The organism is Rhizobium sp. AN5 (assembly GCF_900215255.1).
Lineage (GTDB): Bacteria > Pseudomonadota > Alphaproteobacteria > Rhizobiales > Rhizobiaceae > Agrobacterium > Agrobacterium tumefaciens.
On sequence record NZ_OCMJ01000004.1, the window covers coordinates 2082041 to 2096370 of the forward strand.

General features: G+C 59.4%; 12 protein-coding genes. 7 read left to right on the top strand and 5 right to left on the bottom strand.

Going from position 1 to position 14330, the window contains the following annotated elements; translation table 11 throughout:
* Positions 1-13 precede the first annotated feature (13 nt).
* The gene (locus CRP02_RS22900; RefSeq protein ID WP_097172384.1) at positions 14-3715 is read right to left on the bottom strand and encodes a response regulator; all 3702 of its coding nucleotides are present in this window, start codon (positions 3713-3715) and stop codon (positions 14-16) included.
* A gap of 465 nt (positions 3716-4180) precedes the next feature.
* Here CRP02_RS22900 and CRP02_RS22905 point away from each other — a divergent pair, with 465 nt between their 5' ends.
* A complete protein-coding gene (locus CRP02_RS22905) occupies positions 4181-5659 on the top strand; it encodes a DEAD/DEAH box helicase (RefSeq protein WP_003513690.1) in 1479 nt (492 codons plus the stop codon).
* A gap of 87 nt (positions 5660-5746) precedes the next feature.
* Here CRP02_RS22905 and CRP02_RS22910 read toward each other — a convergent pair whose 3' ends face one another.
* From CRP02_RS22910 to CRP02_RS22925, 4 genes are all read right to left on the bottom strand, one after another.
* Complete coding sequence (locus CRP02_RS22910) at positions 5747-6655, bottom strand: DMT family transporter (RefSeq protein WP_097172385.1); 909 nt, start codon at positions 6653-6655, stop codon at positions 5747-5749.
* A 163-nt stretch (positions 6656-6818) separates the two neighbouring features.
* Positions 6819-7214 carry a DoxX family protein gene (locus CRP02_RS22915; RefSeq protein ID WP_019565150.1) on the bottom strand — a complete coding sequence of 132 codons (396 nt, stop codon included), beginning with the start codon at positions 7212-7214 and terminating at the stop codon, positions 6819-6821.
* Between the two features lie 235 nt (positions 7215-7449).
* On the bottom strand, positions 7450-8067 hold the full coding sequence (locus CRP02_RS22920) for a L,D-transpeptidase (protein WP_003513696.1): 618 nt from the start codon (positions 8065-8067) through the stop codon (positions 7450-7452).
* Positions 8068-8145: 78 nt separating this feature from the next.
* Positions 8146-9042: a DMT family transporter gene (locus CRP02_RS22925; RefSeq protein WP_003513697.1), complete on the bottom strand. Its 897-nt coding sequence runs from the start codon at positions 9040-9042 to the stop codon at positions 8146-8148.
* Positions 9043-9525: 483 nt separating this feature from the next.
* Between CRP02_RS22925 and CRP02_RS22930 the strand changes: the two genes are divergently transcribed.
* The 6 genes from CRP02_RS22930 to CRP02_RS22955 all read left to right on the top strand — a co-directional run bounded on the left by CRP02_RS22930 (position 9526) and on the right by CRP02_RS22955 (position 14316).
* On the top strand, positions 9526-10935 hold the full coding sequence (locus CRP02_RS22930) for a circularly permuted type 2 ATP-grasp protein (RefSeq protein ID WP_003513699.1): 1410 nt from the start codon (positions 9526-9528) through the stop codon (positions 10933-10935).
* A gap of 3 nt (positions 10936-10938) precedes the next feature.
* A complete protein-coding gene (locus tag CRP02_RS22935; RefSeq protein WP_003513700.1) occupies positions 10939-11880 on the top strand; it encodes an alpha-E domain-containing protein in 942 nt (313 codons plus the stop codon).
* A gap of 21 nt (positions 11881-11901) precedes the next feature.
* Complete coding sequence (locus CRP02_RS22940) at positions 11902-12717, top strand: transglutaminase family protein (RefSeq protein ID WP_097100728.1); 816 nt, start codon at positions 11902-11904, stop codon at positions 12715-12717.
* Between the two features lie 4 nt (positions 12718-12721).
* Positions 12722-13318: a class I SAM-dependent methyltransferase gene (locus CRP02_RS22945; RefSeq protein ID WP_097172386.1), complete on the top strand. Its 597-nt coding sequence runs from the start codon at positions 12722-12724 to the stop codon at positions 13316-13318.
* 82 nt (positions 13319-13400) lie between these two features.
* The gene (locus CRP02_RS22950; RefSeq protein ID WP_097172387.1) at positions 13401-13865 is read left to right on the top strand and encodes a GNAT family N-acetyltransferase; all 465 of its coding nucleotides are present in this window, start codon (positions 13401-13403) and stop codon (positions 13863-13865) included.
* Between the two features lie 40 nt (positions 13866-13905).
* Positions 13906-14316, top strand: coding sequence for a VOC family protein (locus CRP02_RS22955; protein WP_097100731.1), 411 nt, complete (start codon positions 13906-13908; stop codon positions 14314-14316).
* The last annotated feature ends 14 nt before the right edge of the window (positions 14317-14330 follow it).

Genomic DNA, 14330 nt, shown 5'->3' on the forward strand with positions numbered 1-14330 from the left:
CCGGCCGTCACTGTCAGGCGGTCGGCACGTCGCGGCGTGGCATCGCGTCTCCCAGCCATTGCGCGATCTTGTCCTCGAGAATTTCGGGGCTGATGGGCTTCGACAGATAATCATCCATGCCTGCTGCGATGCAAAGCTCGCGGTCCGCGTCCTGTGTATGCGCGGTAACGCCGATGATCGGAACATGCCGGCCGTCGGCAGCCGCCTGTTCGGCGGCGCGGATTGCCAGTGTCGCCTGATGCCCGTTCATGACCGGCATCGACACATCCATAAGGATGACGGCGGGATTGTGCTCCTCCCACGCCTGAACGGCCTTCTTGCCATTGCCGACGATCAAAAACCGCAAACCCGCCTGCTGCAATATCTGGGTGAAAACGATCTGGTTGACGTCGTTGTCCTCGGCCACCAGCACATCGACAAGGCAGGGTCGGCGCCGGTCTGGAACCGTCGTCGGAGGTGGCGCAACCCGCCGCTTCTTGTCCGTGGGGCCATTGTCCGGCCGCGCTGGCGCATCGCTACCACCTGACCTTAGCCCCTGCGGATCCTGCCGGGCGCGCTTCTGCCGCACATCTCGCACCACATCGAACAGGGTGGAACGCAACAGACGCGCCCGCGCCGGCTTCATCAGATGCGCCTGCACGCTGAGATCGGTGAACAGGCTCTCGTCACCCACGACATCCATGGACGTCAGGAACACGATGGCGATATCGTCGAAACGGCTATCCGCCCTGATGCGCTCGACCACATCCAGCCCGTTCATAACAGGCATATGATAATCGAGAATGATGGCGTCGATGGCAAAACCGAGAGATGCAGCCTCCTGCAGCACGGCAATGCCTGATGGCCCGTCCTGCACAGCATGGCCGTCGATATCCCAAGTCTTCAACTGCTCCGTCAATATGCGGCGATTGACGTCGTTATCGTCGATGACGAGTACGCGTATATCCTCGATCGCCATGGCAAGAAGCGGAGCGTCGCGCCGTTTTTCCGTAACGTGAAACGGAATATTGACTTCGAAGGTCGATCCCTTGCCGACTTCGCTCACCACATTGATGGTACCGTCGAAAAGACCGACAAGACCGACCGTGATCGCCAGTCCCAATCCCGTTCCCTCGTGCCGCCGCGTCGCTGAGCCGTCGACCTGGCTGAATTTGTCGAAGATGGTTTCGAGCTTGTCTGCGGGAATGCCGATGCCGCTATCTTCGACGCGCAGCGACAGAATGGTCTCCGACGCTTCCGCCGACTGCGCCGAAAGTTCGATCAGCACATGCCCCATTTCCGTGAACTTGACGGCGTTTCCAACAAGATTGGTGACGACCTGGCGGAACCGCCCGGCGTCCCCCATGACCTTGCCGAAAACCGACGGATCTATCCGGACGACCAGTTCTATGTTCTTTTCCAGTGCCGCCGAAGACAGGAGGGAAACCACATCCTCCACCGCTTCCGCCGGATCGAAAGGCACGCTACGCAGCTTCATCTGCCCGGCTTCGATCTTGGAGAAATCGAGAATGTCGTTGATGATCGTCAGAAGCGCATTGCCGGATTTGACGATGATATCGGTGAAGGTTTTCTGGCGCGTATCCAGATTGGATTTGGCCAGAAGTTCCGCCATGCCGAGCACGCCATTCATCGGCGTGCGGATTTCATGGCTCATATTGGCAAGGAATTCAGATTTGGCGCGATCTGCCGCTTCCGCGCGGGAAAGCAGCCGCTGCAACTCCTCCTCGCGCATCTTCATCTCGGTCACGTCGGTGACGATGAAGAGCCAGTAATTGCCGGAACTGTTGGTCGCTTCCAGATTGAGCCACGTCTTTCCGGCAATATGGATCAGCCAGGAGAACGGCCTGTTGGCGGCTATGTGCTCTCTCCAGGCGGTCAGCGTCGCGGCCGCCTCCTCTTTGGTTCCAAAATCTCCGCGCCCGGCGCAATGGGCAAAGAACCCCGACCAGTTGCAGCCCTTTTCCAGCAGCTGCGGCGGCACGTCGAACATTCGCGCCACGGCCTCGTTGGACATGATGATGGTTCCCTGCTCGACCAGCACCAGCCCCTGTGCCATGGCGCGCGTGGCGCCCTGCATATATTCGCCGACACGCTCAAGCTCGGCCTTTGCCTCACTGATCTCGGCGTCGCGCATGCGCACGTCGGTCACATCGGCATAGGTGCTGAGGATTTTTCCGCCGTCGAGGCGGGTCTTGGAAATGACGGTGACCTTGCCGCTTTTGCTGCGCACCTCGCGCGGCGTGAAGACCTTGTCGTTGAGCAGCCGTTCTGCGCGTTGGTTGTAGAGTTCCTCGAAGGGTATATCGCCATAGTCATAAAGGCCGCTTTCGAAATTCGTTTCCATGAATTCGCGATAGCTTTTGCCGACAAGCGACTTCTCGCCGCCGATTTCGCCCCATAACGTGTCGAAGCACGGATTGACATATTCGATGACGAGATCAGCGTTGAGGAGCAGTACGCCAACCGGCAGGGCATGAAGAACCGTTTCGAACTGGCGATGCAGCGCTTCGGCCTGCGCCTGCGCCGCGATCAGCGCATTTTCCCGATCCTGCAGCAGGCTGACATCGGTGACTGAACCCACCAGATAATATTCGTCATCCGGCGTCGTGACCCGGCCGAGCCGGGTTATGACCGGGACGGCGCCGCCATCCGAAAGCGGAATGTTTCCGGTCTTTTCAATCGCCTCTCCGGTTTGCAGGATATGCTCGTTTTCCCGCTGGAACTCTGCGCCTTCCTCCGGAAACATCTCGCATTCGGTCTTGCCCAAATAGTCGGCGAGGCTGCCGCCCTGGAATTTCTCAAAGGCCGCATTGGCAAAGGTCAGCCGCCTGTCCTGATCCCGCAGGAACACGCCCACGGGCAATTGCTCAAGCGCGGCGCGCAGCAGCCAGGTCTCGCGGATCTGCTTGCTAAGCAGGGTCTCATGCGCCTTGAACTCCGTCACATCGACGCGAAGCCCCACCAGCATGCCGTTTTCCAGCCGCTTGTTGACCATGCGCACCCAGCGGCCATCGGCAAACTGCTCCACCCTCTCGAGATAGGGCAGGGAAAAATCCCGCAACTGCTTCTGCAGCCATGCCTGGTAATCCGGATCGTCCGATTTCACGTTGCGGTAGCCGCTCGAGAAATAGACCGCCTCCATCAGCGTCTCAAGCCGGGTGCCGGGCTTTAGCTGGAGGTTGAAATCGCTGTAGAATTCCACGAAACGCGCATTGCAATAGACGAGCCGGTTTTCACGGTCATAAATCACGATGCCGGCATCGATGAGGTCGATAACGCCGCTGTCGAACAGCAGGTCGGCGCTGCCGCCGTCCGAAATACCCTTCACGACGACAGAGGGCATTTCTTCGAACACTTCGAACAGGAACAGACTGCCGTCATCGCCGGTGAAGCGTTCGCAACGCAGCTTGTAAGGCCCTGAAGACGCTGCACCATGGCATGAAATCACTTCGTCCGTGGCAAAGACCAGCGAGCGGCGCTCCCTATCCTCGCGCTCGGCATCTCGAATATCGGCGGTAAGGGAAAGGCTGGTGTGGCCTGTGAACGCGGCGGGCGGACGCCCCATGACCCGGCCATAGGCTGCATTGACCATGAGGTAGCGAAGCTCGCTGTCCTTGATGCACGCGGGCAAATCCAGGGCGGCGATGGCCCCGTAAGCTTTTTCCAGCAACCCGCATCCTTGGGTCAAGCGATACTCCACACCGTGCAGTTCCATCCTTGTCGAATCAAATATTTCCAGACGTCGTTGCAAAAACGTTATGTGAGAAAACCGCTATTTGCTATGTGCGGAATGGTCGCTTTACCCTTTTTTAACCATAATTATTCGCAAGCCTCAGCGCCGTGCCGGTAATCACCAGCCTGCCTTCTGCATGGCAGCCATGCGCCGCGGGACGGCAGCGTTACAAAACTATTGCTTGACTTTACGCCATAAAACGCCCACATGCCGGTCAAGCTTTCACCTTCGGCAGCCGCGTGAGCTGCAGCACATGACCAAGATGACTTGGCCCGCATGAAGGAAAAGCGCAACGAATACAGAAGACGGCGTTTTGCCGCACTGATGCGCAGAAAGTTATTCCAACCCACAAGTTCCCAATTCACGCGGGGTTCTTGACGCCGAAACCGCCGGACAGCAGCAACTGCTCCGGACGATTGGTTTTTGGCGCCCCGAAAGGCATTACTATTGACCAGTTTTAGCGAACTCGGCCTCTCTGAAAAGATTGTGGCCAGCGTTACCCAGCTCGGCTACACGACCCCCACCCCCATTCAGGCAAAGGCCATTCCGCTGCTGCTTGAAGGCCGTGATCTCATCGGCCTCGCACAGACCGGCACGGGCAAGACGGCAGCATTCGGCCTGCCCATCATCGAAATGCTGATGAAGCAAGCCGACCGCCCGGCAAACCGCACCACCCGCACCCTCATCCTTGCACCGACCCGCGAACTGGTGAACCAGATCGGCGAAAACCTGCGCTCCTTCGTGAAGAAGACGCCGCTGCGCATCAACCAGGTTGTCGGCGGCGCATCGATCAACAAGCAGCAGCTTCAGCTCGAAAAAGGCACGGACGTCTTGGTGGCGACACCCGGCCGCCTGCTGGACCTCATCGCCCGCAACGCGATCTCGCTTTCCAAGGTCACCTATCTGGTGCTTGATGAAGCCGACCAAATGCTCGATCTGGGCTTCATTCACGACCTGCGCAAGATTTCCAAGATGGTTCCGGCCAAGCGCCAGACCCTGCTGTTTTCGGCAACGATGCCGAAGGCGATTTCCGAGCTTGCCAGCAACTTCCTGACGGACCCGATCAAGGTCGAGGTAACACCTCCGGGCAAGGCCGCCGACAAGGTCGAGCAGTACGTGCATTTCGTCGCCGGCAAGAACGACAAGACAGACCTTCTGAAGAAGTCGCTCAACGAAAACCCGGATGGCCGCTCGATCGTTTTCCTGCGCACCAAGCACGGCGCGGAAAAGCTCTACAAGCATCTCGAACATATCGGCTTCAAGGTCGCTTCCATCCACGGCAACAAGAGCCAGGGCCAGCGCGAGCGGGCACTGAAGGGCTTCAAGGACGGTGAGATCAAGGTTCTGGTCGCAACCGACGTTGCTGCCCGCGGCATCGATATTCCGGCCGTGACGCACGTCTTCAACTATGACCTGCCGGAAGTGCCCGACGCCTATGTCCACCGCATCGGCCGTACCGCCCGTGCCGGCCGCGACGGCATTGCCATCGCGTTCTGCGCACCGGACGAAACGCGTCTGCTGCACGATATCGAAAAGCTGATGAAGATCGATATCCCGGTTGCATCCGGTGAACGTCCGGCCGGTCTTGCCAGCCCGACGCGCCCGAACAACAACAACCGTGGTCGCAACAACAATGGCGGCCAGCCGCGTGGCCCTCGCGAAGGCGGACGCCACAATGGCGAGCCCCGTCCCTCGCGTCACCACGCCCCGCGTGATGCGGACAACGATCTGGAAGTCACGTCAGACTTCAAGCGCGTGAAGACGGCGGAAGGTGACGCGGGTCGCCCGGCCGGCCCCCGCAAGCAGCGCCGCCCTGCCCGCAAGCCCGGCGGCAGCGGTGGCAACCGTCACGCGCCTGCTGGCGGCAACGGCCAGGAAAAGCGCGCTTCCGGCAACGGAAACGGCAATCGCGGCCGTAACCGCTAAGTAACTCTGCGCGAGTCGGCTTCGTCGGCATCGCGTGTCTACCTTCAAACCCCGCAAGCGCAGGCTTGCGGGGTTTTCTTTTTGCTCTCAACCGCCCTGCGCCAACGACCGGCGCCGCGACGGCAAGGTCATGGCCAGCACACCGGCAATCACGCAGACAAGACCCACCCACATGGCAGGCGTCGGCACTTCTCCAAGAAACACCATGCCAATGGCGACACCGATCGGAACCCGCAGATACGCCTGCGACGTGGTACCGACCGAACCGAGCGTCTGCATCAGCCGGAAATAGACCATGAAGGCGAGCGCGGTTGAAAAGACGCTGAGACACGCAAGTGCGGTGAGCGACGCCGAAGATGGCGACAATGTCCAGGGCCGGTCAACGATCACACTCACCGGCAACAGAAGCACGGCGCCGCAGATCAGCGAGCCGGCGGCAGGCATGACGGGATCGAGACCCCTGAAGTTTTTGCTGAAGATGGCGGCACAGGCGTAGGAAAAGGCCGCAGTCAGCACGGCAATCTGGCTCCACAGCGCCTCACCCGCCCCGTTCAACGCATCCAGACCGATGATGAGACAGACACCTGTCATGCCCGCAATAGTGCCGAACAGCTTGCGCCCGCTGACCTGTTCATGCCGGATGATCAGCGCGGTGAGAAGAAAGGTGAAGATCGGCGTCGTCGCATTGAGGATGACGGCGAGACCGGCATCGATGCTCTGCTCCGCCCACGCGATCAGCGTGAAAGGCAACACGCTGTTGATGCAGGCCTGAACGAAGAAGAGCCGCCATGTGGCGAAATCCCGCGGCAACCGCAGCCCGCGCAGGCGAATGACCGCCAGCAGCAACAGACCGGCAATCAGGGTTCTTGCGGCAATGAAGGTCAGCGGTGGTATTGTCTCCACCCCGATCTTGATGAAAGTGTAGGATGCGGCCCACAGAGTGGACAACAGGGCGAGCAGCAGCAATTCTCGGGCGATAGGGTTTTGACTGGTCACGGATCAATTTTCCAACTGCGTTCAGGATGAACCGTTCCTAACCCGAAAACAAGCATCTATGCTTCGGTGACGGCCGAAGTTTGCTCCGCTTCAAAAGCATGAAGCCCCGCACGGTACCAGCCATGAGGGGCTTCAATGACAGACCGGTCAATGCAGCGGCCGATCAGGCCCGGCGTTCATCCACCGAGAAAGCGCCCGGACCGGCAAACACGAGATAAAGGAAGATGAAGCAGAACAGGATCGCGGCGTCGCCCCCATTGAGAGCGGGGAAGAAGCTCTTAGGCCCGTGCGCTATGAAATAGGCAACAGCCATCTGGCCGGACAGGATGAAGGCAACCGGACGCGTGAAAAGGCCGACCAGCACGAGAATGCCGCCAACGGCTTCCAGAAGCGCCGCCACCAGCAGCATCGTCGGCAGGGAGCCGTCCATCTGCGATGCCGGGAAACCGAACAGCTTCTGCGTTCCATGCGAAATGAAAAGCAGCGCTGTCATGATGCGCAGCGCCCCGAGTGCCTGCGGGCGATAGCGGGAGAGATTGTCTAAGATTGCCATGTTCATGTGTCCCCGTTGAAGTAGTGCGACGCTCGATACAGCGCAATCATGCCTTTATGGATACACGTCTCGAACACCGAAAATCACATTTCCGATATAGCAGAACTCCCTTAAATACATAAAGGGAGGCATTCTACACATGGTTGATTTTCCACCATAAAACTGGGCTCATGTGGAAAAAATCAACCCAAGGATACAGGCATTTTTTCGCGTGGCAAAGGCGGAAAAATCCGCATCCCCGTCAGGCCTGCAGCACCACGACCCTGGAGCCAACCGGCACGCGGCTGTAAAGATCGATGATGTCGTGGTTCAGCATGCGGATACAGCCGCTTGACATGGCGTGGCCGATGGATTGCGGCTGGTTGGTGCCGTGCAGGCGGAACATGGTGTCGTTGCCGCCGCGATAGAGGTAGAGCGCCCGTGCGCCGAGCGGGTTGTTCGGCCCCCCCTCCATGCCGCCGGCGTATTTCAGATTGCGCGGATCACGGCGCATCATGTTTGCGGTCGGCGTCCAGGAAGGCCATTCCGACTTCCGGCCGATATAGGCGTCGCCCTTCAGCGCGAGCCCCTGGCGACCGACGCCGACGCCGTAACGCATTGCCCGTCCATCACCCAGCACGTAATAAAGACGCCGCGCTGGCGTATCCACAATCACCGTTCCGGCCGGATGCGCGGTGTCGTAGGCCACTTCCTGCCGGCGCAGCTCGGGCTTCACCTTGTCGAGATGCATTTCCGGAAGCGGAAACTTCTCGTCCGGCTTCGCCGCATAATTAAGCCTTTGCTGCCCGATGCCGGAACTTGCGCAGCCGGCCAGCAACAGCGGCAATCCGAACAGAACACCACGACGTGAAATAGACATGTAACCCCCGCCAAATCTCTAGATTAACGAGAGGTATAATTTTATGGTTAACAAACCTCTAATATGAGGTTGTAGGAATTAACGTGCCTCAACCGGCGCTGCGGGCCGGCGGTTGGCCAGATACACACCCGTTACAGCCAGAACCGTGCCGGCAATCATGGCAGGCGTCAGCGTTTCCCCGAAAAGCAGGGCCGCTTCCACGGCAGCCAGCGGCGGCACGAGATAGATCAGCGAGGCGGCGCGCGAGACCTGCCCGCGCCGGATGAGATAGAGCAGCAGGGCCACCGCACCGATGGAGATCGCGCCTACCGACCAGACGAGCGTGGCGGCAAGCCCGAGGCTCCAATCCACATGGCCATCCTCCAGCAACAGCGCGAAGGGAACCGTGACGATGAGGGCGCCGACATATTGCAGCGTGGCGACCGCCATGATGTTTCCGCCATGGACGTATTTCTTCTGGTAGAGGGTGCCATAGGTCACGGACGTCATGCCCAGCACATTCACCGCCACGGCATAAAGCGGCACGGAAAGGCCGAGCGCGCCTGACGCCATGACCTTCGGCAGCACGGCGATGGCAATGCCGACAAAGCCGAGAAGCAAGCCGGCACGCTGCACCGGAGAGATCTTTTCGCCGATCATGTACCGAGCGGCAACCGCCGTCATCAACGGCTGCAAACCGGCAATAATGCCCCCGATCGCCGCCGGCACACCCTGCCCTATCGCCCACCAGATCATGCCAAGGTAGAGGCCGTGCAGGAACACACCGGACAAGATCGCCCGGAAGACATCAATGCGCCGTTCAGGCCATTGAATGGAGGAAAACCGGCAGATCGCCCACAATATCGCACCCGCCAATAAGTAACGCAGACAGAGGAAGGTCAGCGGACCGGTATAATAAACGGCATATTTTGCGGTGACCCAGCCGGTCGACCAGAGAAAGACGAAGATGGCCGGAGCTAGACGGTCGAGCGACATGGGAACTTCCCCTGTGCCGCGTGATGCCCCGCAACCGGACATTGGTCCGGGACATAAGGCATGCGGCGAATTGACATTTTTACGACTTGAAGCAACCGGTCAATGACCCGGCCGGATCTCGGCGCGCACCCCGTGGCGAAACACAGCCGTCCAAGCTAGCCGGTATCCCCATCCCCGCAAAAGGTCAAAAGTGTTTTGGTGATCGCATCTTTCAGATTTTCTGATGCCACACCCAAAACCCATCAACCGAAAGCGAACGAACAAAATTTGTGCATTCGCCCACGGCGCACACAGCGCCACTACCCCGTTCCACCCCACCTTGCCCTGCAACCAATTTGCCAATGCCGCATTTATAGGCTGAAAGCGAAAAAACGCTTCTTTTTTAAAACTCTAGGGCGGTAAAAAATCTTCACGGAGGCCTCCGCATAGTTCTTGCATTGCATTTGTCGTTGTATTCATATGGCAAAAAAGGGGACATCGAAGTTGGCATTTGACGAAATGATAAATGCGGACAACGCGCCGCGAAGCCCATATGAAAACTATAACGAGTGGTACAGCCGGCAGGACAGGGCACACCTGATCCAGAAGTCTAAAGACGCGGAAAACATCTTTCGAAAAACAGGCATTACTTTCGCAGTCTACGGCCACGCCGACAGTTCAGAAAAACTGATCCCCTTCGATATCATTCCGCGCATCATTTCCGGGCGCGAGTGGCGCAAACTGGCCCAGGGTATCGAACAGCGCGTTCTCGCTCTCAACGCTTTCCTCGACGATATCTACCACAAGCAGGAAATCATCCGCGCCGGGCGTATACCCCGTGAAATCATTGAGAAGAACGTTGCATTCCTCCCGGAAATGATCGGTTTCACGCCACCCGGCGGCGTTTATACCCACATTGTCGGCACGGATATCGTCCGCACTGGCGAAGACCAGTTCTACGTTCTGGAAGACAATGCCCGCACGCCTTCAGGTGTCAGCTACATGCTGGAAAACCGTGAAACGATGATGCAGATGTTCCCGGAACTCTTCCATGAAAACCGCGTGCAGCGGGTGGAGGATTACCCCTATCAGCTGCGCCAATCGCTCGCCTCGCTTGCACCCCCCGGCTGCACCGGCAAGCCGCGCGTCGCGGTGCTGACCCCCGGCATCTACAATTCCGCCTATTACGAACATTCCTTCCTGGCCGACATGATGGGCGTGGAGCTGGTGGAAGGGTCCGACCTGCGCGTCATGGACGGCAAGGTCAAGATGCGCACAACCCGTGGCTACGAGGCCATCGACGTGCTTTACCGCCGCGTCGACGACGACTTCCTTGACCCACTCACCTTCCGGCCGGATTCGGCGCTCGGCGTACCCGGCATCATGGATGTCTACCGCGCTGGCAACATCACCATCGCCAATGCCCCCGGCACCGGCATTTCCGACGACAAGGCGATCTATTCCTACATGCCTGAGATCGTCGAGTTCTACACCGGCCGCAAGCCGCTTCTGGAAAACGTGCCGACATGGCGCTGTTCGGAGCCGGACAGCCTGAAATACGTTCTCGACAACCTTGCCGAACTGGTCGTCAAGGAAGTTCACGGTTCGGGCGGTTACGGCATGCTGGTCGGCCCCACCGCGTCGAAAAAGGAACGGGCGCTTTTTGCCGAAAAGCTGAAAGCCCGCCCCTCCAATTACATCGCGCAGCCCACGCTGTCGCTTTCCACCGTGCCGATCATGGTGAAGAACGGCATCGCGCCGCGCCATGTCGATCTGCGTCCTTATGTGCTGGTTTCAGACAAGGTGAAGATCATTCCCGGCGGACTGACCCGTGTTGCCCTCAAGCAGGGCTCGCTGGTGGTCAATTCCAGCCAGGGCGGCGGCACCAAGGATACATGGGTACTGGAGGACTAAGCCATGCTGGGCAGAACGGCAAACGGGCTCTACTGGATGTTCCGGTATATCGAGCGCGCTGAAAACATCGCCCGGCTTATTGATGCGGGCCTGCGCGTTTCCCTGACACGCAGCGGCAGCGGCGATGAGGACTGGGACGGCGTGTTGCAGAGTGCCGGCGTGCACGAAGCCTTTCTCGAAACCCGCGAGAAGGTAACGGCGGCCAATGCGATCGATTATCTCCTGCGGGACAAGGCAAACCCTTCCAGCGTCATGTCCTGCATCGAGGCGGGCCGCAACAATGCCCGCATGGTGCGCACCGCGCTGACGCGCGAGACATGGGAAGCCACCAACGAATTCTGGATCGAGCTGAAGAACATCCTCGGCCGCAAGCTCAGCCATGCCGAACTGCCGCAGACCATCGATGTCATCAAGCATCGCGCCGGTCTGGTGCGCGGCGCCTTCCACGGCTCGATGCTGCGCAACGATCTCTATAATTTCTCCCGCATCGGCACCTTCATCGAGCGCGCCGACAACACCGCCCGCATTCTCGACGTAAAATATTACGTGCTGCTGCCGGCCGTGGCGCATGTCGGCTCCTCGCTCGACAATGCCCAATGGGAATCCATCCTGCGGTCGGTCTCGGCGCACCGCTCCTATGGCTGGGTCTACGATGCGGAATACAAGCCCGCCAACATCGCCGACTTCCTCATTCTCAACGGCCGCATGCCGCGCTCGCTCGCCTATTGCTATGAGAAGATCACCAGCAACCTCAATTACATAGCTGAGGATTACGGTGAAAAGCACAAGGCGCATGAAACGGCGGAAAGCATTCGCGACAGTCTGCGCAAGACGACGATCGATCGCGTCATGGATGAAGGACTGCATGAGTTTCTGGAGAGATTTGTCAACCGGAACGGGCAGCTGGGGCAGGAAATCATGGAAGGCTACCGCTTTTATCTGTAAGCGCGTGGACGGGGACAGCTTATGCGTCTGAAAATCACCCATACGACCGAATATGTCTATGACGAGCCGATGCCCTATGCATTGCAACGGCTGCGCCTGACACCACAGACCGGCCCGTGCCAGACCGTGGAGGACTGGGATGTATCGGTCGACGGCGCCACCGTCGAAGTGAGCTATGACGACCATTTCGGCAACCGTGTCGCACTGGTCGAGACCGAAGGCCCGCAACGCAGGGTCAAGGTCGTGGCTGGTGGCCTCGTCATAACCGAAGACAAGGCCGGCATGGTCGGCCCCCACACCGGCAGTGCGCCGCTATGGCTCTTCCTGCGCGAGACGCCGCTGACGAAGCCCGGCAAACTCGTGCGCGAACTGGCGAAGGCCAGCACCGGCAACAGCGAGCTCGAACGTCTGCACGACCTGATGGAGAAGATCAACAGCAAGGTGGAATATGTGCCGGGTTCGACCGACACCGAAACCACCGCCGAACTGGCACTCGAAGCCGGCAAGGGCGTCTGCCAGGACCATGCCCATATCCTCATTTCCGCCGCCCGGCTGATGGGCCTGCCCGCCCGCTATGTTTCCGGTTATCTGATGATGGAAGACGTGGCGGAGCAGACGGCAACCCATGCCTGGGCCGAGGTGCATCTGCAGGGACTCGGCTGGGTTGGCTTTGACGCCGCCAACAATATCTGCCCTGATGATCGCTACGTGCGTATTGCCCTTGGCCTCTGCTACCGCGACTGCGCGCCGATATCGGGCATGCGGATCGGCCCGGCCGGTGAAACGCTGAACGTTTCGGTGACCGTGCAGCAATCGCAGAGCCAATCGCAAAGCTGAGACAATGGCCGGCAGAGACGACGACACGATCGGCTTTTATACGGATAATGCCGGAGCCTATACGTCGAGAGGGCAGACGGCGGACCTTCCCCATCTGGAAAAATTCCTGACGCGCCTGCCCAAAGGCGCGACCATTCTCGAACTGGGGTGTGGTGGCGGGCAGGACAGTGAATTCATGCTCGCTGCAGGCTTCGACGTGCGCCCGACGGACGGCACACCCGAAATCGCCAAGGCGGCCGAAACGCGGCTCGGCATTCCCGTCGCGACATTGCTGTTCGAAGATATCGGCGACGTGGAGACTTATGACGGCGTGTGGGCCAATGCCTGCCTGTTGCATGTCCCCCGCCCCGCTCTTTCCGGCATCATCGGCTGCATCCATACGGCGCTGAAACAGGGCGGCGTTTTTTATGCCAGCTTCAAGGCCGGGGAAGCGGAAGGCCGCGACACGTTCGGCCGCTATTACAACTATCCTTCGAAAACCTGGCTTGAGGACCTGTACGGGCATTTCGCCTGGGTAGGCCTGGAGATAGAAGCCCGGCACGGCAGCGGTTACGACAAGCTGCCAACCGACTGGCTGCATGTGACGGCAACGAAATCCTGATCCGCTTTCAACAACCTGTGGGTTGCGAAAGCCCGCCGTGACCGGTTAAATCGCCGCAGCAACCGATCAGGGAGAGGGCTTTTTGTACAGTATTTCCGACTATCGCGACTGCCAGTCGCATGGACCCATCATTGCGGAACGGGTCTGGACGGCATGGTGGCAGGATAGTGGCCTCCAGGTCGGCGATGTGGCTGAACATCTGAAGGATATGGTGAACCCCCATGCCCTTCCGACCGGCTTCGTCGCCCATGACGACAAAGGTTACGTCGGCTCCGCCTTTCTTATCCATTGCGATCTGGAGGAGCGGCCACAATATCTGCCATGGGTTGCCGCACTCTGGGTGGAGGAAAACAGCAGACGCTCAGGTGTCGCCCGGGCGCTCATGCAGGCCGCAACACAACGGGCCGCCGAACTTGGTCACGACACCAGCTACCTGTGCTGCCAGCGCCATCTCGAAACCTATTACACGAACTGCGGCTGGACCGTTCTGGAACGTGGTGTCGGCAAACACGACCTGACGGTGCTGACCTACAGCACGAAAACATAGACTGTCCGCCATATCCGTTGCCAGACATCGGGGAGGAACCATGAAACCGCCAGCCGCCCTTATGGAAACGGCGATCTACGCCGACGATCTCGACGCCGCCGAGGCCTTTTATCGCGATGTCTTCGGGCTGGAGGTGGTGCGCAGGCTGCCGGGCCAGTTCGTGTTCTTCAAATGTGGCCGGCAGATGCTGCTGGTCTTCGATCCGCAACAATCGCGCACGGCCACCCCCGACAATCCGATCCCGCGCCACGGCGCCACCGGACAAGGCCATTTCTGTTTTTATGCGAAAGACAAGTCGGAAGTGGACGACTGGAAAGCCCGCTTCGAGGAGCTTGGAATTCCCATCGAACACTATCACCGCTGGCCGAATGACAGCTATTCCGTCTACATCCGCGACCCGGCCGGCAATTCCGTGGAGGTGGGCGAAGGCAGGCTGTGGGGGTTCGAGTAAGCCCCAGATACCCG

What these genes read in the sequence shown, in the direction of transcription:
- CRP02_RS22900 (WP_097172384.1), bottom strand. Translation starts at nt 3,715, where the DNA reads ATGGAACTGCACGGTGTGGAGTATCGCTTGACCCAAGGATGCGGGTTG.
- CRP02_RS22920 (WP_003513696.1), bottom strand. Translation starts at nt 8,067, where the DNA reads ATGTCTATTTCACGTCGTGGTGTTCTGTTCGGATTGCCGCTGTTGCTG.
- CRP02_RS22940 (WP_097100728.1), top strand. Translation starts at nt 11,902, where the DNA reads ATGCGTCTGAAAATCACCCATACGACCGAATATGTCTATGACGAGCCG.
- CRP02_RS22935 (WP_003513700.1), top strand. Translation starts at nt 10,939, where the DNA reads ATGCTGGGCAGAACGGCAAACGGGCTCTACTGGATGTTCCGGTATATC.
- CRP02_RS22915 (WP_019565150.1), bottom strand. Translation starts at nt 7,214, where the DNA reads ATGAACATGGCAATCTTAGACAATCTCTCCCGCTATCGCCCGCAGGCA.
- CRP02_RS22945 (WP_097172386.1), top strand. Translation starts at nt 12,722, where the DNA reads ATGGCCGGCAGAGACGACGACACGATCGGCTTTTATACGGATAATGCC.
- CRP02_RS22955 (WP_097100731.1), top strand. Translation starts at nt 13,906, where the DNA reads ATGAAACCGCCAGCCGCCCTTATGGAAACGGCGATCTACGCCGACGAT.
- CRP02_RS22925 (WP_003513697.1), bottom strand. Translation starts at nt 9,042, where the DNA reads ATGTCGCTCGACCGTCTAGCTCCGGCCATCTTCGTCTTTCTCTGGTCG.